We start from the raw sequence: 20694 nt of genomic DNA on the forward strand, positions 1-20694 counted from the left end.
CTTTTAAACAGCCACATTTAAAACGTTCATCTCTTTATCTTCAAACTGTGATTTCATCACAAATTGTAACGTTTACATCACTGATAATATTAGGGTTTTATCGTGTAATAGTCAACTTTTAACAAAAGCACCTGATTTTCATCAGATGCTTAGTTGAGGTGTTATTTGATTAGACGAAAGGGAGGGATGTCAGTGTTCCCTTCATCATCTTTTTGTGGTTTATTGTTAATGTCATAGCGATGATTCGCAAGATCAATTAATTTTTGTTTATAGTCCTTACTATGAATAATCTCATCTAAAATACGTAGGACATCTTCATTTTTCATTTCTTCTACTTTACCGCGGTAGATTTTTTCATAAACTTGTTCTGGATGGATTTCGTCTTCATCAAGCAACTCTTCATATAACTTTTCACCAGGTCTGAGACCTGTGAATTTGATTTCAATGTCTCCATCTCTATAACCGCTTAAGCGAATTAGGTTTTTCGCAAGATCTACGATTTTAACAGGTTCTCCCATATCTAATACGAAGACTTCACCGCCATCCGCAATCGCACCTGCTTGTAATACCAGACGTGCTGCTTCAGGGATTGTCATAAAGTAACGTGTAATTTCAGGGTGTGTCACGGTAATCGGACCGCCCGCTTCAATTTGTTTCTTGAATAATGGGATAACAGAACCACGTGAACCTAATACATTACCGAATCTTACTGCCACAAAGTTCGTATGACTGTTTTCTTCATTCATACTTTGTACAATCATTTCAGCGGCACGTTTAGACGCACCCATCACATTCGGCGGATTCACTGCTTTATCTGTAGAAATCATAACGAACTTAGATACTCTCGCTTCTCGCGCTGCTTCAGCCACATTTTTTGTTCCGATTACGTTATTTTTAATCGCTTCACTTGGGTTATATTCCATCATCGGCACATGTTTATGTGCAGCTGCATGGTAAACCACATATGGTTGGTAATGACTGACGATTTTAAATAAGCGTGAACGGTCTTGAATATCAGCGATAACAGGTACGATATCAATTTGATCGCCGTATTGTTTTTGAAGTTCTTGGTGAATTAAGTAAATACTGTTTTCACCATGTCCTAACAAAATAATACGTGCGGGTGCAAAACGACACACTTGTCGACAAATTTCAGAACCGATTGAACCGCCGGCACCTGTAACCATAATCGTTTGATGTGTTAATTCTTTTGAAATCATTTCCATGTCCAACTCTACAGGATCACGTCCAAGTAAATCTTCAACTTCCACTTTCTTTAATTGGCTGACTTCTAATTTACCTGACATAACTTCTTCAATGTTCGGCATTTTCAAAACAGTCGCTTGTGTGTTTTCACAAATACTATTAATTTCTCTTAAGCGCTGTTGTGTTAACGTTGGTATCGCAATAATGATATTTTTAATACGATATTTATTAACTAAATCTGGGATATCTTCAATAGTACCTTGAACTTTAACTCCTTCTGTAATCGTCAACTTTTGTTTCTTTGGATCATCATCCACGACTACAACAGGTTCCATGCCCATAGTCGGACGTTTCAACATTTGGTTAATCAACATTGAACCGCCTTCACCAGCGCCGATAACTAATGTATTCTTACGTTTAACGCCTTTACGTACCAGTGTTCTTCTAAATAAACGCCATGATAAACGAGAGCCCCCGATTAATAACACATGCATCATCCATGTGATGAAGTATAATCTCAAAAACGGACCTTCATGTGTAAAGAACGGTACGATTAAAACGGTCATGGCCATCGAACATGTGACCGCTTTAACTATGACAATCATTTCATTGACACTCGCATATTCCCAAGCCCGGTGGTATAAGTTGAATACACTGGCAAAGATGTGATGAGAAAACAGCAATACCAGTGATGATAAAATTAACAATGATAAAGAATAACCGCGGAAATACGGTTCAAGAATTAAATAACTCAAAAAGACAGAAAAAGCAACAATGATTGAATCAATAAACAATAGTAATATCAGTCGCTGCTGTCTTGCGGAAATTTTTGACACTTTATTTCACCTCAATTAATTGATCTCTGTTTACTCTCGGTGTAATGTTTATGTTATTTCTAAATGAAATGGAAAAGGTTGGGAAGCTTACCTGTCCCAACCCGCTGTTCCTCTCAGATTCTTGCTGCAAGACTTGCGCTTATCTTAGCGTTCAAAGTCATCTTGTGTTAAATCTTCTCGTTTTGTACGTCTACGTTGTTGTGTATGTTGTGTCTGATGTGTATTTGGTTTTGAAGAACTTTTTGATTGATTTAAGAACTCTCGGATTAAGATTAAAATAACTGCGATAATAAAGCCTGCGACCAACCCTATAAATGCATTTTTAGCAATGCTTGATGAAATTTCTTTCACATCATCTTTGGATTTAGAAAGAATTTCAATACCGCCATCTGGTGATATTGCATTGACCTCTTCTTTAAGTACTTCAGCAGCAGTATCTGCGATTTTCACCGCATCTTTCTCACTATTAGCCGTTGCGGTAAAGTTCAATACTTGAGAATTCGGTTGGTTGTTCACTTCTACCTTCTCAGTGATGGATTTCGCATCTTCATCTTTTCCAATCTCTTCTGCCACTTTGCCTAAGACACGTGGGCTTTTCGCAATATCAGTATATGTAGCCACAATTTGAGAATCAGCTTGGTATTTCTCAGCCATCGTCAAATCGCCTTTATCACTTTTTTCAATCAATACTTGTGAAGTTGCTTCATATTTTGGTTGTGCTATAAGTGCTGTTAACAGCACGCTTAAAATCAGACCTGCAATAGGAAAAATAATCAACCACTTTAAGTAACGCTTGATTATCCTCCATACATTTGAAAAATCAAAACTATTATTTTCTTCCATATTGCTTCGTTACCTCCGTAATGCGGAAATTGAATGATACATGTCAGAAACGTTAAAGTTATTTTAACTTACACAACAAATTCCGACCGTTTGATAACCATTATAAAGGAAAACAAAATAAATTAATTCACATTAATTGAATTGTTGCATAAGTTTTACATGTAATTAACATTCTTAAATCGCAATTAACGACAGAAACAACAAAGTATACAATAAACCTAAAGAAACGCAAAAATAGCTTCATACTTGCTTAACATTAAATGCATTAAACATTGAAGTCACAAAAACAACTAAGATATGCATAAGCGTGCATGATCAAGTGTTAAATTAATTTTAGGTTAATGGAATAAAAAAATGCATCATTTGAAAATAACGCATGTCTACATGCGTGGTCATGAAGTTTAAGCAACTGTCTATTCTTACATAAACAGCCTAGCTTTTTCGTTGCGAGTTGGAGATGTTCTAAGATGAGGAATAAATAATCGCACTAAAATTTGTGCCTAAAACAAAAAAATCATTTCTATCATTATTATGATGACAAAATGTTTGTTAACAAGATTGATTATAATATACAACAAACTTAAAAGGCAATAGGCTTGACAATCCATTTTCAAAATTTTGTAAAGGTTCATACACATACTCAGTTTGTTTGAAACAAACAAAAAATGTAACACTGTTCAAATAATGTTCGAAATAACTTTTAAACTTTATATTGTAGTCATCTTCTTTTTAGTGTAAAATATCAATGATAATAGTTATCAATTAGTAATAAACGAGAGAGGTGTCCCGTATGGTAGACGCAGCAAACGCCAAAAAAGGTTTAACTTATAAAATCATCAACATGAACTTCGATAATACAATGCTAGCACATCGCTTAAGCGCACTTGGTTTTACAGTCGGAAGCAAAATTAAAGTACGTCAGAAATTCTTTATGAAAGGTCCATGCACATTAGAAATGGACGGACAATGTATCGGCATCAGACATTGTGATGCATGTAAAATCACATTGGAGCAAGCGCATGTCTAATACCTATTGTATTGTCGGCAATCCGAATGTCGGCAAAACCACACTGTTCAATGCCCTGACAGGTTCATATGAATATGTCGGCAACTGGAGCGGTGTGACCGTTGAAAAGAAAGTCGGTATTTTATCAGATAAGCAAGGAGATCTGGTCGATTTACCTGGTATTTATGACTTATTACCGATTTCGAAAGATGAAACAGTCGTGACAGATTATTTACTGCACGATGAATTTTCAAAAATCATCAACATTGTCGACGCAGTACAATTAAAACGTAATTTATTATTAACGACACAATTGATGGAATTCGGGGCACCTTTATTACTTTGTTTAAATATGGGCGATGTCGCAGAGAAACGCGGCATCCAAATCAATCGTAATTTATTGATGCGTCGTTTGAAGTTGCCGATCTTGCCGATTGTGGCGAGAAGCGGCCAAGGTATCGATAGCATCTTAGAACTCTTGAAAGAAGAAACTTTATCTACATCACAACCATTGAAAATTCCATACGAGCATAAAGTCGAACACGCCTTATCTGAAATACAACATTATTTAAAACATCATTTAGAATTACCTGAGAAACGCCATCGTTTTATCGCTGTTCAATATTTACTGGGCAATCCAGCCATTGAACACTATATCAGTGCACATCATCATGAAGATTTACGTCAAATCCGTAATCATCTTGCTGAACAATTAGATATTTCAATCGTGGATAGTATGCGTCGTTCACGTACTGAGTTTATCGATACACTTATTGAAGATGTCATTACGCATCAAGATAAGAAAAAACAATATTTGACTGACCGTATCGACAAAATTTTAACAAATAAGATTTTAGGTATCCCTATCTTTTTAGGTATCATGTGGCTGATTTTCCAAGCGACCTTCTCATGGATCGGTACCCCGCTGTCAGATAAATTAGATGAATTTATCGGCGGTACCTTTACAGATTGGGTCAACCAAGGAATGGATGCGATTGGACTCTTCCCATTCATGAAAGATTTGATTACAGATGGGATTATCGCAGGTGTCGGTGCTGTCTTAGTTTTCGTACCGCAAATCTTAATTCTATTCTTCTTTATTTCAGTATTAGAGGATTCAGGTTATATGGCACGTATTGCCTTGATTATGGATAAAGTCATGGAAGGCTTAGGTCTTAATGGTAAATCATTTATCCCAATGATTATTGGTTTTGGTTGTAATGTTCCAGGTGTCATGGCAACGCGTTCTATTGAACAAGAGAAAGAGCGTTTAACAACAATCTTAATTACACCATTCATGTCATGTTCAGCGCGTTTACCTGTATACGCATTATTTGTAGGTGTTTTCTTCCAAACACACCAAGCACTCATCGTGTTAAGTTTATACGTGATTGGTATTGTCGTCGCATTAATTGTCAGCTTTGTGATGACAAAAACAATTTTGAAAAAGGAAAACTCAGTTTTTGTGATTGAATTACCACCTTATCGTTTACCATCAGCAAAAACACTTTGGCGTAGTACATGGGAAAAAGCAAAAGGCTTTGTGAAAAAAGCAGGTACATTTATCTTCGGTGGATCAGTCGTTATTTGGTTATTAAACTATGCAGGTCCAACTGGCTTTGGCGTTGATGTTGACCATAGTTTCTTACACTTAATCGGTGCAGCGATTGCGCCATTATTGATTCCTTTAGGATTCAGTTCATGGCAAGCGGGTGCTACATTAATCCCTGGCTTCTTAGCTAAAGAAGTCGTTGTCAGCGCAATGGCGATTATTTACGCCGTAGACAGCCAAGGTTTAACAAATATGATTGCGAGTCATTTCACACCCGCATCAGCGTATGCGTTTATGTTATTTATCTTATTGTACATTCCATGTTTGTCCACTGTCGCAGCCATCAGAAAAGAAACAGTGTCTTGGAAATGGACGATTATCGCAACGCTTTATCCGATTGCGATTGCCTATCTCCTAGCATTTGTGTTCTACCAATCTAGCCAACTCTTTTTCTAGGAGGAATTATTTATGACACTACTCATTAATCTTGTCATCTTTTTATTGATATTTGGATATGCGGCCTTTACAATCGTCCGCTTCTTCAAAAAATCAAAACAAGGCAAATGCGCAGCTTGCGACATCAACAAAGGTTGTGGTCATTCAATGCCTAAAGAAATGAAAAAACATCAACAACATCACTCATCATAAATTTACTAATATAAATAAAACCTAAAGGCCGACAACCTTTAGGTTTATTTTTTATGCATAGCTATATTCATAAATTTTCTTGAGTCGACCGACTTCTACCGCACAGACGTGTTGATGTGTTAAATCTACGAGTGATAAACGTTTACCGTGTCCTGCGCCTGTATCGATATCAATCGTATGGTCTGCGACGTGAATACGATGTTGTTTAACCCCTAATCGTTTCGTCGGCACATGACCATGTACGACACATTTTCCTTTAATTTTTCGCGATAATTTTGCGGGCGGTTCAAACCCAGATACTTCTTTTAATTTTTGTTTGGATAAACACTTCTCAGGGTTAACTCCTGCATGAACAAATAAGTAATCCCCAATATGTGCCATACTGTCGAATTGTTTTAAGACAGCTTTCCATTTGCGTTTCTCTTTTTCTTTTGACTTCATCCAGCGTACATCATGATTGCGCCTAATAAAACAATCGCACCTTCACGATGTAACTGTTGTACCATTTTAAGGGTCCCATCAGAATCAGGTCCATGATTGACATAATCCCCTAACAAAACCAGCTGATCACGTTTAGGATTATAATCTACATAAGCAAGTAAGGTTGCGAGTGCTTCTTTATGTCCATGAATATCTGATGAGACGAGTAGTCTGCCTTTCATGATGATGCATGCCTCCTTTATCGTGTTCTCTCTATTTTGTTTGCTTGTTTTTAGTATAGCGAAAAACTGCCGAATTGTTTTTTAAATTTTTGTAAAGTTAGAAAGAGGTTGAGTGAAGCGGTGGTGTATCATTCAAGTTGATATAATAAACCAGACGATCTGTCCATTCCCCGTTCTCAAAAATAAATTGTGTTCTGGTACATTCATACTCAAAACCGCACTTCTTCAATAAGGCGATAGAGGCATGATTACCTGGATGTACATGGGCTTCTAGTCGATGATATTTTAAACGCTTAGCGATTTTAAATATGGCTGTAAAAGCTTCATACGCATAACCTTGACGCCAAAATTGATTATGAATCGCATAACCGCATTCTGCCCATTGAAAATGTTGACGTGCTAACGTTACTAAATTGAAGTTGCCGAGATGTACACCATCAGCTTTGCGAAATACACCAAAGACATAAGTATCATCTGATTGAATAAGCGCTTGTTGTTGTACAATCAAACGCTGAAACCACGCTTTAGAGTAATGAGATATCTCTAAACAACCTTCATCAAAAGGACTTTGAGGCATGGCTCGACCTGCATAACCTTTTACCCATTGCTCATAATCTTCTGTATTCATTGGTTTGACTTCTAACCGTTCTGTTGTTTCTGTTAAGTACTCAAACTGCATCTCTACTCTCCTCTCTTCTAATCTGGATTATTCACATTCTTACGCTTTTTCATTCAAAAATGTTATATTTAAATTGAAATTAACTAAATAATAATTCTAAAAGGAGGTCATCCTATGTCATTCAAGGAATATGTAGAAGATGTTGTAGAAACAATCAAACATATGCGCTTTGGTTCTAAAAACGGTATTATCATGATTGTTTCTGCCATTGTGTTAAGTGCGATCACAACACCAATTATCGGTCTTCCATTAGGCGCTTGGATTGGTTACTATTTAGAGAAAAACGGTAAATAATTTTGATAGACGCTATGTAAAGAAATCCCTTGAGACACTTTATTAAAGTACTCAAGGGATTTTTATTTATTTTTGAAGTGCTAACAAGTCACTTGTGAGATGACGTGTAGCTTGATAGGCTTGTTGGTAAATTTCAAAGTATGCTTCATACGTCTGATGACGTTTTAAATCAGGTTGGAACACTTTTGAATAATGAATAAAGGCTTCTGCACAATCTTTCAATGAATCATACCAGCTTAAGCTGTATGCTGCTAACATTGCTGCACCCATACTTGGTCCTTCTTCATGTTTCAACTTATAGATTTCAGTGTTGAAGACATCTGCTTGAAGTTGGAGCCAGAAATCACTCTTAGCACCGCCACCTGTTGAGACAATCTTAGTCACATTGCGTCCAATACTACGTAAGTATACTAATGAATCATATAAAGAATACGTAATACCCTCTACCACTGCACGTCCAAAATCACCACGTGTATGATTGCCTGTAATACCAATAAAGCTGCCTCGAATTGACGCATCACCATGCGGTGTACGCTCTCCAACTAGATAAGGTGTAAAGATTAAACCGTGTGCACCAATTTGAGAGGCTTCGACATCTTTCATTAAAGTGGTGAAATCATCTTCAGGATAAAATTCACGTTTAAACCAACTCAAACTATAGCCTGCACTTAACGTCACACCCATTAAATAGTTAACATCCGGTACCGCATGATTCATCAAATGAATTTTATGACCATAGCCTTCTGATTCTCCGACAGGTTCGCAAATTAATAACACACCTGATGTACCGATACTACAAATCGCATCATCAGGATGAATCACGCCTGAGCCTAACGCTGCACATGCATTGTCTGCTCCGCCCGCAAAAACAGGTACAGGTTTATTAAGAGACAATTGTTGTTGTAACTCGGCTTTTAATACACCGACTTGTGCGTGTGATTCAACTAAGTCTGGATAAATATGGTCTGGAATATCAAACGAAGCCCCTAACGCTTTATCCCATGTCTTAGTTTGTGGATTTAATAACATCGTTGCAGCCGCATCTGAATACTCTGTGTGCAATACACCTGTTAACGCAAAGCGTAAAAAGTCTTTCGGCAACATAAACGTATCAATTTGTTTAAATAAATCCGGTTCATGTTGTTGTACCCATAAGAGTTTAGTCAGTGTAAATCCTTCGACCACAGGGTTACCAAGAACTTGATCACCATACTTCGCTTTGATTTGTTCACATTGAGGAGTCGTACGTGTATCGTTCCATAAAATTGCACGTCTTAATGGTTGACCTGCCTGATCTACAATAACAAGTCCATGCATTTGACCTGAAAATGAAAGACCTTCAATCGAAACATCTGATAATACTGGTTGTGCTAATAAATGATGGAGCCCATTTACTGCAGCTGCCACCCATTCTTCTGGTGCTTGTTCTGAATAACCTGGATAGTCGTGATAAAGTTTGAGCGGTTCACTTTGTGTGCCGAGTACATTGCCTAAGCGATCGACCGCAATCAGTTTAATTGCGCTCGTTCCTAAATCGATGCCGATTACCGCTTCTGTTGTCATGTAAATCATCCTTTCCAAACGATTAAATACGAGTATTTTGATGAATCAAGTATTACTTTTTATCTCATTAGTTATAGTATAGCGTTTTCATTTATATAAATATATATCCTTTATACTAAATTTATCTTTATTATGTATACATCGGTATGCTAGAAACCTCACATACCTTATTACTCAAAAAAGCACACGAGCAAAGTTTGCTCGTGTGTCTTTGATTGATGTTATTAAGAATTCCATAAATCCGCTAAACCTTGGAATGATAAGAATCCTGTTACGATTGTTACGAGTACAGCAAGTACACCGAACATTAACATCCATGTTGGATGTTTGTAATCGCCGACAATTGACTTTTTCTTACTTGCGATTAAAATAACACCTAATGTAATCGGTAAGATTAAACCGTTCAACGCACCTGCGATGATTAATAATTTAACTGGTTTACCGATTAATAAGAATGTAATCGTTGAAACAACGATGAACACAATCACAATGATATTACTGCGTTTCATCAATGATTTGCTTAACGTTTTCAAGAATGTTGCACTTGTGTACGCTGAGCCGATTACTGATGATAAGGCAGCTGCGAATAATACGATACCGAAGATATTCTTACCAATTGGTCCAAGTGCGTGTTCGAATACTGATGCTGGCGGGTTTTCAGGGTTTAATGTCACACCTGTAACAACCACACCTAATACAGCTAAGAATAATAAACCACGCATGACACCTGTTGTTAAGATACCAGCAATCGCTGAATGGTTAACAAACGGAAGATAGTCTTTCCCTTTGATTCCTGAATCCAAGATTCTGTGTGCACCTGCGAATGTGATATAACCACCCACAGTACCACCAATTAATGTGATAATCGGTAATACTAAAGCACCTGGATGTTCAGGCATAACCATTTTCTCTGCAGCTTCTAAGTATGGTGGATTTGATTTCACCATTACATATGCTGTAATACCAATCATCATTACCCCTAAGATCATCGTTACGAAGTCCATCACTTTTTGACCGCTCTTACTAATGAATACGCCAATTGCTAAAATGGCTGTAATTGCGGCACCCCATTTTACATCAATACCGAAAATCGCATTTAAACCTAAACCGGCTCCTGCGACGTTACCGATATTGAAGGCCAGACCACCGATCGCAACTAAAATGGAAATGAAGGTCCCTAACCCTTTAACCATTTTGTTCGCGATTTCTTGTCCACGTAAGCCTGTCACAACCAAGATACGCCAAATATTGATTTGCGCTCCGATATCAATAATGATAGATAATAAGATCGCAAACGCGAAACTTGCGGCGAATTGTTGTGTGAAAACCGCTGTTTGTGTTAAGAACGCCGGACCGATGGCTGATGTCGCCATTAAGAAGACTGACCCTAATAACAGTCTCTTATGTTCCTTAGTGAACTGGAACTCCGGTTTGTTTTGTTTGTTTTCTCCCATAGATTAACCCCCTAATTTCGTAATCGAAATACCTTCTTTCGTTAGTCTTTCTCGTATTTTCGATACGAATTCCAATGCATGCGCGCCATCGCCATGCACACAAATTGTATCTGCTTTAAGCTCAATTTCTTTTCCTGTTTTCGCAATGACTTTGTTTTCTTTAACCATCTTCACAACCTGTTCAATCGCTTCATCCGTATCCGTTAACACAGCGTCAGCTTCTTTACGGCTTACTAGTTGACCGTTTTCTTCATAACGTCTGTCTGCGAATACTTCATTTGCGGCTTTCAAACCGACTGCTTCGGCTTCTGATACTAATAATGTATTAGATAAGCCCACTAAAATTAGTGATGGGTCCACGTCATATACTGCTTGTGCAATTGCGTGTGCAATATCTTTGTCACGCGCACCCATGTTATATAAGGCACCATGAGGTTTAACATGATTGATTTTGACATCGTGAATACGGCAAAACGCTGATAAAGCACCAATTTGGTATGCAACCAAGGTATAAATCTCATCAGGTGATAAATCCATATTACGGCGTCCGAAACCTTGAATATCATGGAAGCCTGGGTGTGCACCGATGCCCACACCGTTTTCTTTCGCAAGTTTCACAGTTTCATACATTACATTTTCATCGCCTGCGTGGAATCCGCAGGCAATGTTTGCGGAGGTAATCAAAGGAATAATTTGATGATCTCCACCGAATGAATAATTACCGAATGCTTCGCCTAAATCACAATTCAAATCTATTTTCATGTTAAAGCAGCCCCCTTAGTAATTTGATGACGGTCTAAGAATTTAATATCGACATCTTTAGCATCACCATCAGCGTATGCTGGATATGATAATACCGCATACAAGAAATCAGCCGTTGTTGAGAAACCGTCAATGACCATTTCATCAAGTGTTGCTTTTAATTTCTCAATCGCATGCGTACGGTTTGCACCTTTGACAATCACTTTTGCGACAAGTGAATCATAGTAAGGTGACACGACATAACCTGGATACAATAATGAATCGACACGTACATTGAAACCTTGTGGTAAATGTAATGCTTTGACTTTACCCGGTGAAGGTTGGAATTTACGTTCTGGATTTTCTGCGTTGATACGTGCTTCAATCACGTGGCCAGTGAAGTGAATATCATCTTGGCTGAATGGCAGTTCTCCATGTTTCATTAAGTAAAGTTGTGCTTGTAATAAATCTCTGTCAGCACGCATTTCTGTGACAGTATGTTCTACTTGGATACGTGCGTTCATTTCGATGAAGTAATATGCATCATCAGTCACTAAGAACTCGATTGTACCTGCACTACGGTAATTAGATGCTTGCGCAACTTTAACCGCGTCTTCACAAATCTTTTGACGCTTTTCTTCTGATAGTGCTGCACATGGTGATTCTTCGATTAATTTTTGGTTTTTACGTTGTACTGAACAGTCACGTTCACCTAAGTGTACATAATTTTCTTTACCGTCACCGATAACTTGTACTTCTACGTGTTTCGCAACTGGAATAAATGCTTCAACGTAAATACGATCATCATCGAAGTATTTTTTACCTTCACTTTGTGCTTCTTTAAAAGCTTTCTCTAAATGTTCTGGTTCTTTAACGATACGGATACCTTTACCGCCACCGCCGCTTGCAGCTTTTAATACGACTGGATAACCGATATCTTTAGCAATTTCTTTAATTTCATCCACGGAATGTACCGCACCGATAGAACCTGGGATAATCGGCACATCGGCAGATTCAACTGTTTGACGTGCAGTGATTTTATCACCCATCATTTCCATCGTACGTTTTGTCGGTCCAATAAAGTAGATATCATTTTCTTCTACTTTTTGCGCAAAGTTAGGGCTTTCTGATAAGAAACCATAACCTGGATGGATTGCATTGGCACCTGTAATTTCTGCTGCTGCAATAATACGATTAATATTTAAATAGCTATCAAGCGGATTCGCTTCGCCAATACAAATGGCTTGGTCTGCTAAACTGACATGCAGACTCTTTTCGTCTCCTTTCGCATATACGGCTACTGTTTCAACGCCCACTTCACGGCAGGCACGAATAATACGTACAGCGATTTCTCCTCTATTCGCAATTAAACAACGATACATGATAATTTCTCACCCCTTTACTTAACTTCAATCAGTGCTTGGTCATATTCTACATTTGTGCCATGATCAACTAAGATATCTGTAACTTCGCCTTCTACTTCACTAGTTACTTCATTCATGACTTTCATTGCTTCGATATAACCGATAACATCGCCTTTTTTAATTTTGTCTCCGACTTTCACAATCGGTTCAGTTAATTCTTTTGTATCTTGCAAGAAGAATGTGCCGACCATTGGCGCATTCACTGTTTCACCAGATGCTGGGTTATCAGCTTGTGGTTCTTGAGCCGCTTCTGGTGCTGGATTAGATGTTGCTTGATTTTGAATTTGTGTCGCTGGTTGTGTTTGTTGCGGTGATGAAAAATCTAATTCAATTTCATGTGCCTCATCTTTATATTTGAACTTGTTCACCTTGTTCTCTTTAACTAAGTTAATTAAATCTTTGATTTCTTCTAATTTCATTTCTATTCATCCCCCTCTAGTAATTCGCTAATACGTTTTGATGTTGTTCTCATTTCCCTCATGTCAAACAACGGTTCTTTTACTATTGCTTCTAATGAAGCTTCGAAACCTTTATTATAATCATCTAAATGTTGAATGGCTTCTTCCACAGTTACCCACTCAAAGTTCACTTTTTGACCGGGTTGTTTTTGTGCTAAGACACTTAAGTCTGACTGGCAGACTGTCGCAATCTTAGTGTAACCGCCGACTGTTTGTTTATCATTCATCAATACAATCGGGTTACCATCATTCGGTACTTGTACACTGCCGAGTGCAACAGGTTCAGAAATAATATCTGCACTGTCAGTCGGCGGAATAGAAGCACCCTTCAAACGAAAGCCCATACGATCCGATTGTTCAGAAATCTCAAAAGGTTCTGACACTAACCCTTCATGGCTAGCATCAGGGAAGCTATCATATTGCGGGCCTTCCACAACTCTGATCGCATCTGTCCCTTCATGGATTAAATCTAAATCGCTCGTATAACCGACATGACGACGGTAATCATTATTATAATGAACCGGAATCATATCATCTTTTCTTAATGCACGGCCATGGAAACCACCCATTTTAGTACGTGTATGCGTCGCATAACTTCCTGCAACTTCAGGTACGTCAATCGGATGACCGAAGTGTAAATAACCTCTTGCGCCTGTAATTGCGGCGTTTAATGCGAGTACATCACCTTTATATACTTGTACAACCGTTTGGTGGGAAATCGGATCACCATTCAATGTTGCTTTAAATTCTGCGCCTGTAATAACTACAGTATTATCTTCTAAGAATTGTAATGTCGGTCCGATAATAGTTGCTTCGATTGCCGGACCTTCATTACCGATTAATTGTGTACCTAAACGGTAACTATATCTATCTAATGCACCTGCACTAGAGAAACCTTCTTTTTGGTAACCATAACGTCCGATATCTTGAATTGTTGAGAATAGTCCTGGTTTAATAATTCTAATGCTCATCTTGAACAGTCACCCATCTTTCTATATCAAAATCAGGATCGTTTTTCTGTGCGATAATCTCATCATACGTCTCTTGTGAGATTTGATAGAATTCAATACGATCTCCCGCTTCATAAAGTGTCATTGGTTCACGGTCCAAGTCGAACACATCTAAAGGTGTACGTCCGATGATTTGCCAACCACCTGGCGAATCTTGCGGATACAAACCAGTTTGGTTTTTCGCAATGCCGACAGAGCCAGCATCAATACGTACTCTTGGTTCATCCCTTCTTGGTGTATACAGACGCTCATCTAATCCACCAAGATATGGGAAACCAGGCATAAATCCTAGCATATAAATTAAATAAGTTGGTTCTGTATGTAATTGAATCACATCTTCAACTGTTAAATCATTAAGCTTAGCGACTTCTTCAATATCAGGTCCGTATTTTCCTCCATAAATGACTGGAATACGTACCACTTTGGAGCTTTCTGACGTCTCAATATCACTTACATCGAGCGTATCAAGCTTCAAGTCTTCGATTAATGCTTTCGCATGAATCTTATGATCATCGAAGTGAATCATCACTGCACGATAAGACGGTACAATCTCTTTAATCGCTTCATGATCTTGGCGTTCCAAATAAACCACAAGTTGTTGGACTTTCTTGAATGTCTCAGGTGCAATCTGTGGTTCAAAGCGAACTAAGATAGCTTGTTCACTGATAATTTGGTAATCCATTGTTTTGCCTCCCCTTTGTGTTAGGTAATACTGAACATCTATCCAGACGTTCTTTCCTTTGTTTAAGAATGTGACTGCACAAACTGAAACTCAGCTTCAGCTCGGGCAGTCTTTATATGTTTAACACTGTTATCTCTTCAGTTGTTAAGATACTTTTGAAAATTGTAACCGTTTTAAAAACGGCCAACAAATTTAATTATAACATTTATGCCCCATCCGTATCGATTAACTTGGGTATTAAAATCACAACTCAAATTCTATAAGAAATTTTAATAATATGAAATCATGCCTTTTATCGCCATTTTCATAAGTTTTCTGACAATTTAGATGAAAACCTTTTCATGCGTATTGTTTTAATATAATACATTTGTTGCCTAAGTAAAAGACTTTTTTTGCTATAATTTTACACTTCGAATTGTGTTTAATTTAATATCCAATGGTACAACAGGGTTTAGACGATATTACAATCCTATTAAATTTCTGATTTTATTTGTCAGAAATACGATTATCCTAGGAATCTGAAGATTTCTTTATCATAAAGTTTAAAGATTTTGATGAAAATAAAGTGCGCGATATAAGCAACCGTAAATGGAACGACAAAGAATGCTGTGATAATCAAGACTAATTTCAACCAAACTTCATCAACATGCATAAATCTAAAGGCATTAATCGGTCCGACCATACCGATAATACCGAAACCTGCAGACTCTTTTGTTCCGCCAATACCGATGAAACTTGCCACAAAACCTGAGATGGCTGCGGTAACTGTAATCGGTACTAACATCACAGGATATTTAACCATATTTGGAAGCATCATCTTAACACCGCCTAGTAAAATTGTGGCAGGAACACCGAGACGGTTTACAGTGATTGTCCCAAAGACTAATGTTGCTTCTGCTGCTGTAATACCGATTGATGCTGCACCAGCTGCTAGACCGCTGATACCGATGGCCATAGATGTTGCTACTGTGGAAATCGGTGAAATGATGATCATACTATAAGCAATCGCAATCAGCATACACATTAACACTGGCTGCATCTCTGTAAAGGTATTAATGATATGTCCAATACCTGTAGTGACTAATTTTACGTATGGCAAAGTATGTAATGTAATAAACCCAGTAATAACTGCTACAAAGGTAGGTAAAATGATTAAATTCAAGCTTCCGAAGCGTTCACCTATGAATAAAATTAAAAGTGAGGCGATTGATGCTGCTAACATCGTATTGATCAAGTCACCAATACCTGTGATTACCCATGCACCATTTTTAAATTGCGCTGCCCCGCTTCCGATAAATGAAGCTGCCGCAACAACCGCAATGCCAAGCGGTGTGAATTTAAAGCGATGTGCGACTAATGCACCAACCAACATCGGCACCGTAAATTGAATGGCTGTTGCTACTTGTAATAGAACACCTGCTGATTTAGAGTACGGTGATAATGCTTTTAAAATTTCCCCTAATACCGCATGCGGTACGAGTCCTGCGATAATTGCGAATGCGACCCCGTTTAATACGTTATAAAAAAATGTACCCACCGACACCTTGGTACCTGGTCTTGTCATAGTTCCTCCCATATATTCTCCTCCGTTTTCTGTGTTGCTAATTATATTTGTAATATTCTGATAATTCTAATATTTAAAATACTTAAAGTCAATATCTGCTCGAATTTAATAATGGTTTTAAGAACATATAATAGTAAGAAACCACTAAAATGGTAGAATGAATTATCTTATAACCCTTTCTAAATAAGCTATCTTTTGTATCACAATAAAAAAGAGACAGAAACCACACATATGATTACTGTCTCATTAATGTATTAATCGATAAATTTAAAGATTTCTTCATCATAAATTTTAAATATTTTACTATAAACAAAGTGCGCGATAAACGCAGTAATAAATGGAACGATAAAGAATGCGACTGCACAAAGTATCGCTTTAAGCCAGAAGTCCCCGTAATCTAAAAATCTGAACGCATTGATTGGCCCAACTAAACCGATGATACCGAAACCAGCTGATTCTTTCGTTCCTCCAATACCGATTAAACTTGCCACAAAGCCTGTTACTGCAGCAGTCGTAGTAATCGGTAAGAAAATAATCGGATGACGTACTAAGTTCGGCAACATCATTTTAACGCCACCTAAAAAGATTGTCATCGGTACACCTAAACGATTAACGCGCAATGTTCCGATTGTTAATACTGCTTCTACTGCTGCTATACCGATAGAAGCTGAACCTGCAGCTAATCCTTCAATACCGATTGCCATGGATAATGCAGCGGTTGAAATTGGTGAAATCACAATTGATGCATAAACTAATGAAATCAAAATACACATCGGTATCGGTTGTAATTCAGTAAAGCTATTAACCATATTACCGATGGCTGTTGTGACGAGTTTGACATAAGGTAGTGTATGCAATGCGATGAAACCTGTACTTACTGCCACAAATGTTGGTAATATAATCAAGTTCAAGCTGCCAAAACGTTCACCAATAAACAAAATCATAAGTGAAGCGATTGCAGCTGCGAACATAGTGTTGATTAAGTCACCAATACCTGTGATAACCCATGCATTATGTTTAAAGACGACAGCACCACTACCGATAAAGGAAGCCGCTGAAACTACCGCGATACCTAAAGGGGTAAATTTAAAACGATACGCAACTAACGCACCGATTAAACAAGGCACCGCAAATTGAATAGCCGTCGTAACGTGTAGTAATTGAGTAAAGACTGGATTGAATGGGACAAGTGCTTTTAAGATTTCTCCTAAAATCGCATTCGGGATTAAACCTGCTACGATACCAATCGCAACCCCATTTAATAAGTTAAAAAGAAAATATTTGGGACCTATCTTAGTCCCTGGATGTGTGGGTGAAGTATGATCCATCGCTGTGTGTTCCATAAAAAGACTCCTCTCGTGATGCAAAAGACCTGATTTTTTCGTAATTTTCAGAATTATTGTATGCCTATCATTAAAGTATGTCAATGACAGAAAATAGAAAAAAGCAGCCGAAGCTGCTTAAAAATTACAGAGTACTAAAACATTCGCTACGCTTGAATGCAAAAAGCAAAAGAATCACTTATACCTAAAATTACAGAGTACTAAAACCATCATTGATAAGAGTTTGTGACATCTACAGAATCACTTATACCTAAAATTACAGAGTACTAAAACTACAGTTGTTAAATCTTTAAGGTTACTATTGAATCACTTATACCTAAAATTACAGAGTACTAAAACTTTAATGGCCGACCATGTATTTGCCATAAAGAATCACTTATACCTAAAATTACAGAGTACTAAAACGTCTGTGTCCGATAACAGATTCTAAAGGCGGAATCACTTATACCTAAAATTACAGAGTACTAAAACCTCTAGCACAATTATAAACTTGAATTTTGGTTAAGAAAATAGATACGCCGATAATGCTGAAGAAATTTTCTCCTTATCAATGTCTAGGTGATAGTTAAATTTGCAATGTTTTAAAAAAGCTATGACTATATAAAGATCCAAATCATCGAAAACAACAATTTCCGTCAAATTATAATTAGAAATTGTAGGATTAACTTCTAGAAAAGAACAATAGTTTTTAAACAAATACTCAAATCTCTCTTTAAACTTTTCTATTTCTATATTAATTGGCGCATTCCAGTAACTATCATCAATAAACTCTTCAGTAATCATTTGGATATTGTTGATAAAGTAGTTCAAACCTTTGATATTCTCTGATAAAAAATATGAGGACTCTGTTAATACTATTATTGGAATTGGCAGATCATTTAATGTTTTTCTAAATCTAATTTGCTCTTTTATACTTAAACCCGCTTCTGGATACAGATAAATCAAAAACGCCTTTTCTTTTGCTTGATAATTCATTTCATCTACTACTAACGGGACTACTTGTTCTAAACGATTAATCAGCCTAGCATAATCTTCAGTGTAATCATATTTAAATGAAAGCAGTCTTATAAACTGCTTTAAATCAAATGATTTAACAGCCAAAGGTAAAGTCCCTCTTAGATTTTCCCTTAAGTCATCCAATAATACATTAATCGAATTGATATATCCTTCTATTTCCATATCATTATGCAATTCTCTAATGATTTTCTTAGTCATCATACTTGTTGCTGCTAATTGATGTTCATTTTCTATAGCAGAATGATTCAAGATAAAACCTCTAAACCGATTATTTGAAACCCTCTCACATTCTAAAAGATTTGTAATGGTTACACAGTCTTTATTGGAATTTCTTGGTTGAAAGTAATTCTTAAGTGTTTCTAGAATGTATTCTTCATGTGTTGAATCTTCATTGTAAATAGAGGTATACTCACTAGTATTTAAAATAACTCTTGGTAATTCCTCAATACTAATCTCTAAAACCGCTTCATACATATTTTTTCTCCTAAAATAAAATGGTACGATTATCTCCTAATATTTCAATATTTTTATCTTCTTCACCCAATAATATTTTCATTTTCTCATATTGCTTCTCCGTAATTGTCAATGCTCTCACATGACCATCAGGCGGCAAGATACGTTTCACATAATTCACACTGCTTTCTGCTGAATCTTTATTTATACAACTTTTAATGTAAATAGAGTACTGCATCATCAAAAAACCCTTCAGAAACCAGCCCTTTTCTAAACTTACTATATAAGCGTCTTTCCTCTTTCGTGTCAGTTGGGAGATCAAACATTATCATTACTCTCATAAATTTATAACTCATGATTCATAAAAAGAATATTGTTTAATGTTTGGTAGCTTGAGTGTTTCATATCTCCCCGTTCTGAAATACTCAATGATTGATTGAACCATAATTTCAATCGCTCTAATAACTGTGTGCTGCTTTCCGTCAATTTGTACTCTTGCATGCATTAAATTCACTAACTCTAATCTATATGCCTTTGTCATATATTCTTCTTCTGGAGGATGTTTTAATAGATATAAATCTACTAATGGTCTAAATACTTCAATGATGTCTGATGCAAGGTTAAAATGATTTCGTGCACCAATATGATGAATACCAAGTGCTGGAATTAACCCTTTTGCTACAATGGTTCTAGCGATTGCTGAATTTAAAATTGTATAACCAAAATTCAACACCATATTTTCTATTAAAAATTCATCATCACGTCTGAAACCCTCAAAAAATGTATTGAAATAATATTTAGCTGCTTGTCCTTCTATATTCATTTCATCTCTAGATGTAACTAAAGTTTGCAACTCTTTCATTTTAATAATTCTTTCATCAAGGACTCCAACATGTTTCATACATTGAATCTGATTTTGAATTTTTTGAACCAATATATGTTTCCACAATTCTCCTTTATTTTGTTCTGACCATTGAAGTTGCTCTTTCATTTGTCCGTATTGGTTAAAATGACCATTAATTGGATGCACCATACATTCCGGTAAATGTTGTTGATTGCAAAAAACCACTAAAATATTATATTTAGAAAGCTCTATCATAAGCCTTGAGGTTATAGTTGTTGTTAAGTCTTCAATTACAATAGCGAAAATATCGCTTAGGGGGATTTTAACCTCCAAATCCCCTTTTGCGATTTTCAAATTATTTAAGTTTAATGCAAGTTTATCTACTTCTGAAAGATATACAATTCTCCACGCCAAA

Annotated in this window: 22 protein-coding genes and 1 CRISPR repeat array; of the genes, 4 read left to right on the forward strand and 18 right to left on the reverse strand. The window is 36.8% G+C overall.

Annotation, left to right across the window (positions count from 1 at the left end; genetic code table 11):
• Positions 1 to 161 precede the first annotated feature (161 nt).
• Both HMPREF3270_RS05425 and HMPREF3270_RS05430 read right to left on the reverse strand, forming a co-directional pair.
• Entirely contained in the window at positions 162 to 2042 is a 1881-nt protein-coding gene (locus HMPREF3270_RS05425) for a polysaccharide biosynthesis protein (protein ID WP_023015502.1), read from the reverse strand.
• 144 nt (positions 2043 to 2186) lie between these two features.
• Positions 2187 to 2885, reverse strand: a complete 699-nt coding sequence (locus HMPREF3270_RS05430; protein WP_002479864.1) for a YveK family protein — start codon at positions 2883 to 2885, stop codon at positions 2187 to 2189.
• Between the two features lie 790 nt (positions 2886 to 3675).
• Between HMPREF3270_RS05430 and HMPREF3270_RS05435 the strand changes: the two genes are divergently transcribed.
• Genes HMPREF3270_RS05435 through HMPREF3270_RS05445 form a run of 3 tightly spaced genes read left to right on the forward strand, consistent with a single transcriptional unit; the run spans position 3676 to position 6091 of the window.
• Entirely contained in the window at positions 3676 to 3912 is a 237-nt protein-coding gene (locus tag HMPREF3270_RS05435) for a FeoA family protein (RefSeq protein ID WP_002479865.1), read from the forward strand.
• Positions 3905 to 5899, forward strand: a complete 1995-nt coding sequence (feoB, locus tag HMPREF3270_RS05440) for a ferrous iron transport protein B (RefSeq protein WP_023015504.1) — start codon at positions 3905 to 3907, stop codon at positions 5897 to 5899. The genes HMPREF3270_RS05435 and feoB overlap by 8 nt, the downstream gene beginning before the upstream one ends.
• 12 nt (positions 5900 to 5911) lie before the next feature.
• Positions 5912 to 6091 (forward strand): FeoB-associated Cys-rich membrane protein, encoded by a 180-nt coding sequence (locus tag HMPREF3270_RS05445; protein ID WP_002479867.1) that lies wholly within the window; start codon positions 5912 to 5914, stop codon positions 6089 to 6091.
• Positions 6092 to 6142: 51 nt separating this feature from the next.
• Here the strand turns inward: HMPREF3270_RS05445 and HMPREF3270_RS14175 are convergent, their stop codons facing one another.
• The 3 genes from HMPREF3270_RS14175 to HMPREF3270_RS05455 all read right to left on the reverse strand — a co-directional run bounded on the left by HMPREF3270_RS14175 (position 6143) and on the right by HMPREF3270_RS05455 (position 7432).
• Positions 6143 to 6532, reverse strand: a complete 390-nt coding sequence (locus tag HMPREF3270_RS14175; protein WP_256324348.1) for a metallophosphoesterase family protein — start codon at positions 6530 to 6532, stop codon at positions 6143 to 6145.
• Complete coding sequence (locus HMPREF3270_RS14180) at positions 6529 to 6753, reverse strand: metallophosphoesterase (RefSeq protein ID WP_256324349.1); 225 nt, start codon at positions 6751 to 6753, stop codon at positions 6529 to 6531. The genes HMPREF3270_RS14175 and HMPREF3270_RS14180 overlap by 4 nt, the downstream gene beginning before the upstream one ends.
• Before the next feature lie 97 nt (positions 6754 to 6850).
• The gene (locus HMPREF3270_RS05455) at positions 6851 to 7432 is read right to left on the reverse strand and encodes a GNAT family N-acetyltransferase (RefSeq protein WP_070848943.1); all 582 of its coding nucleotides are present in this window, start codon (positions 7430 to 7432) and stop codon (positions 6851 to 6853) included.
• 114 nt (positions 7433 to 7546) lie between these two features.
• Between HMPREF3270_RS05455 and HMPREF3270_RS05460 the strand changes: the two genes are divergently transcribed.
• A complete protein-coding gene (locus HMPREF3270_RS05460) occupies positions 7547 to 7726 on the forward strand; it encodes a VraH family peptide resistance protein (protein WP_002479871.1) in 180 nt (59 codons plus the stop codon).
• Between the two features lie 66 nt (positions 7727 to 7792).
• Here HMPREF3270_RS05460 and xylB read toward each other — a convergent pair whose 3' ends face one another.
• The 13 genes from xylB to cas1 all read right to left on the reverse strand — a co-directional run bounded on the left by xylB (position 7793) and on the right by cas1 (position 20693).
• Positions 7793 to 9289: a xylulokinase gene (gene xylB, locus HMPREF3270_RS05465; protein ID WP_070848941.1), complete on the reverse strand. Its 1497-nt coding sequence runs from the start codon at positions 9287 to 9289 to the stop codon at positions 7793 to 7795.
• Positions 9290 to 9513: 224 nt separating this feature from the next.
• Complete coding sequence (locus HMPREF3270_RS05470; RefSeq protein WP_002479873.1) at positions 9514 to 10743, reverse strand: NRAMP family divalent metal transporter; 1230 nt, start codon at positions 10741 to 10743, stop codon at positions 9514 to 9516.
• A 3-nt stretch (positions 10744 to 10746) separates the two neighbouring features.
• The gene (pxpA, locus tag HMPREF3270_RS05475; RefSeq protein ID WP_057510028.1) at positions 10747 to 11505 is read right to left on the reverse strand and encodes a 5-oxoprolinase subunit PxpA; all 759 of its coding nucleotides are present in this window, start codon (positions 11503 to 11505) and stop codon (positions 10747 to 10749) included.
• A complete protein-coding gene (locus HMPREF3270_RS05480; RefSeq protein ID WP_002479875.1) occupies positions 11502 to 12866 on the reverse strand; it encodes an acetyl-CoA carboxylase biotin carboxylase subunit in 1365 nt (454 codons plus the stop codon). Before HMPREF3270_RS05480 ends, pxpA begins: the two co-directional genes overlap by 4 nt.
• A 17-nt stretch (positions 12867 to 12883) precedes the next feature.
• Positions 12884 to 13327, reverse strand: a complete 444-nt coding sequence (locus HMPREF3270_RS05485; protein ID WP_070625329.1) for an acetyl-CoA carboxylase biotin carboxyl carrier protein — start codon at positions 13325 to 13327, stop codon at positions 12884 to 12886.
• Between the two features lie 2 nt (positions 13328 to 13329).
• Positions 13330 to 14337: a 5-oxoprolinase subunit C family protein gene (locus HMPREF3270_RS05490; RefSeq protein ID WP_070848939.1), complete on the reverse strand. Its 1008-nt coding sequence runs from the start codon at positions 14335 to 14337 to the stop codon at positions 13330 to 13332.
• Positions 14327 to 15058: a 5-oxoprolinase subunit PxpB gene (pxpB, locus tag HMPREF3270_RS05495; protein WP_070848937.1), complete on the reverse strand. Its 732-nt coding sequence runs from the start codon at positions 15056 to 15058 to the stop codon at positions 14327 to 14329. The genes HMPREF3270_RS05490 and pxpB overlap by 11 nt, the downstream gene beginning before the upstream one ends.
• 505 nt (positions 15059 to 15563) lie before the next feature.
• The gene (locus HMPREF3270_RS05500; protein ID WP_002479879.1) at positions 15564 to 16634 is read right to left on the reverse strand and encodes a PTS sugar transporter subunit IIC; all 1071 of its coding nucleotides are present in this window, start codon (positions 16632 to 16634) and stop codon (positions 15564 to 15566) included.
• Positions 16635 to 16876: 242 nt separating this feature from the next.
• On the reverse strand, positions 16877 to 17965 hold the full coding sequence (locus HMPREF3270_RS05505) for a PTS sugar transporter subunit IIC (protein ID WP_082732266.1): 1089 nt from the start codon (positions 17963 to 17965) through the stop codon (positions 16877 to 16879).
• A 105-nt stretch (positions 17966 to 18070) separates the two neighbouring features.
• A CRISPR array of direct repeats spans positions 18071 to 18436; the repeat unit is 36 nt; unit sequence GAATCACTTATACCTAAAATTACAGAGTACTAAAAC.
• Positions 18437 to 18466: 30 nt separating this feature from the next.
• Positions 18467 to 19456 carry a hypothetical protein gene (locus HMPREF3270_RS05510; protein ID WP_070848935.1) on the reverse strand — a complete coding sequence of 330 codons (990 nt, stop codon included), beginning with the start codon at positions 19454 to 19456 and terminating at the stop codon, positions 18467 to 18469.
• Positions 19457 to 19466: 10 nt separating this feature from the next.
• Positions 19467 to 19673, reverse strand: a complete 207-nt coding sequence (cas2, locus tag HMPREF3270_RS05515) for a CRISPR-associated endonuclease Cas2 (RefSeq protein WP_256324350.1) — start codon at positions 19671 to 19673, stop codon at positions 19467 to 19469.
• Positions 19651 to 19791 (reverse strand): CRISPR-associated endonuclease Cas2, encoded by a 141-nt coding sequence (gene cas2, locus HMPREF3270_RS14185; protein WP_371106801.1) that lies wholly within the window; start codon positions 19789 to 19791, stop codon positions 19651 to 19653. The genes cas2 (HMPREF3270_RS05515) and cas2 (HMPREF3270_RS14185) overlap by 23 nt, the downstream gene beginning before the upstream one ends.
• On the reverse strand, positions 19788 to 20693 hold the full coding sequence (gene cas1, locus HMPREF3270_RS05520) for a type II CRISPR-associated endonuclease Cas1 (RefSeq protein ID WP_070848933.1): 906 nt from the start codon (positions 20691 to 20693) through the stop codon (positions 19788 to 19790). Before cas1 ends, cas2 (HMPREF3270_RS14185) begins: the two co-directional genes overlap by 4 nt.
• Position 20694 lies beyond the last annotated feature (1 nt).

The organism is Staphylococcus sp. HMSC65H10, assembly GCF_001839185.1.
GTDB classification, from domain to species: domain Bacteria; phylum Bacillota; class Bacilli; order Staphylococcales; family Staphylococcaceae; genus Staphylococcus; species Staphylococcus simulans.

Excerpts from the sequence above, each read along its gene's own strand:
- HMPREF3270_RS05430 (WP_002479864.1), bottom strand. The coding sequence starts at position 2,885 with ATGGAAGAAAATAATAGTTTTGATTTTTCAAATGTATGGAGGATAATC.
- HMPREF3270_RS05435 (WP_002479865.1), top strand. The coding sequence starts at position 3,676 with ATGGTAGACGCAGCAAACGCCAAAAAAGGTTTAACTTATAAAATCATC.
- feoB (WP_023015504.1), top strand. The coding sequence starts at position 3,905 with ATGTCTAATACCTATTGTATTGTCGGCAATCCGAATGTCGGCAAAACC.
- HMPREF3270_RS05445 (WP_002479867.1), top strand. The coding sequence starts at position 5,912 with ATGACACTACTCATTAATCTTGTCATCTTTTTATTGATATTTGGATAT.
- HMPREF3270_RS14175 (WP_256324348.1), bottom strand. The coding sequence starts at position 6,532 with ATGAAGTCAAAAGAAAAAGAGAAACGCAAATGGAAAGCTGTCTTAAAA.
- HMPREF3270_RS14180 (WP_256324349.1), bottom strand. The coding sequence starts at position 6,753 with ATGAAAGGCAGACTACTCGTCTCATCAGATATTCATGGACATAAAGAA.
- HMPREF3270_RS05455 (WP_070848943.1), bottom strand. The coding sequence starts at position 7,432 with ATGCAGTTTGAGTACTTAACAGAAACAACAGAACGGTTAGAAGTCAAA.
- HMPREF3270_RS05460 (WP_002479871.1), top strand. The coding sequence starts at position 7,547 with ATGTCATTCAAGGAATATGTAGAAGATGTTGTAGAAACAATCAAACAT.
- xylB (WP_070848941.1), bottom strand. The coding sequence starts at position 9,289 with ATGACAACAGAAGCGGTAATCGGCATCGATTTAGGAACGAGCGCAATT.
- HMPREF3270_RS05470 (WP_002479873.1), bottom strand. The coding sequence starts at position 10,743 with ATGGGAGAAAACAAACAAAACAAACCGGAGTTCCAGTTCACTAAGGAA.
- pxpA (WP_057510028.1), bottom strand. The coding sequence starts at position 11,505 with ATGAAAATAGATTTGAATTGTGATTTAGGCGAAGCATTCGGTAATTAT.
- HMPREF3270_RS05480 (WP_002479875.1), bottom strand. The coding sequence starts at position 12,866 with ATGTATCGTTGTTTAATTGCGAATAGAGGAGAAATCGCTGTACGTATT.
- HMPREF3270_RS05485 (WP_070625329.1), bottom strand. The coding sequence starts at position 13,327 with ATGAAATTAGAAGAAATCAAAGATTTAATTAACTTAGTTAAAGAGAAC.
- HMPREF3270_RS05490 (WP_070848939.1), bottom strand. The coding sequence starts at position 14,337 with ATGAGCATTAGAATTATTAAACCAGGACTATTCTCAACAATTCAAGAT.
- pxpB (WP_070848937.1), bottom strand. The coding sequence starts at position 15,058 with ATGGATTACCAAATTATCAGTGAACAAGCTATCTTAGTTCGCTTTGAA.
- HMPREF3270_RS05500 (WP_002479879.1), bottom strand. The coding sequence starts at position 16,634 with ATGGGAGGAACTATGACAAGACCAGGTACCAAGGTGTCGGTGGGTACA.
- HMPREF3270_RS05505 (WP_082732266.1), bottom strand. The coding sequence starts at position 17,965 with ATGGAACACACAGCGATGGATCATACTTCACCCACACATCCAGGGACT.
- HMPREF3270_RS05510 (WP_070848935.1), bottom strand. The coding sequence starts at position 19,456 with ATGTATGAAGCGGTTTTAGAGATTAGTATTGAGGAATTACCAAGAGTT.
- cas2 (WP_256324350.1), bottom strand. The coding sequence starts at position 19,673 with ATGCAGTACTCTATTTACATTAAAAGTTGTATAAATAAAGATTCAGCA.
- cas2 (WP_371106801.1), bottom strand. The coding sequence starts at position 19,791 with ATGAGTTATAAATTTATGAGAGTAATGATAATGTTTGATCTCCCAACT.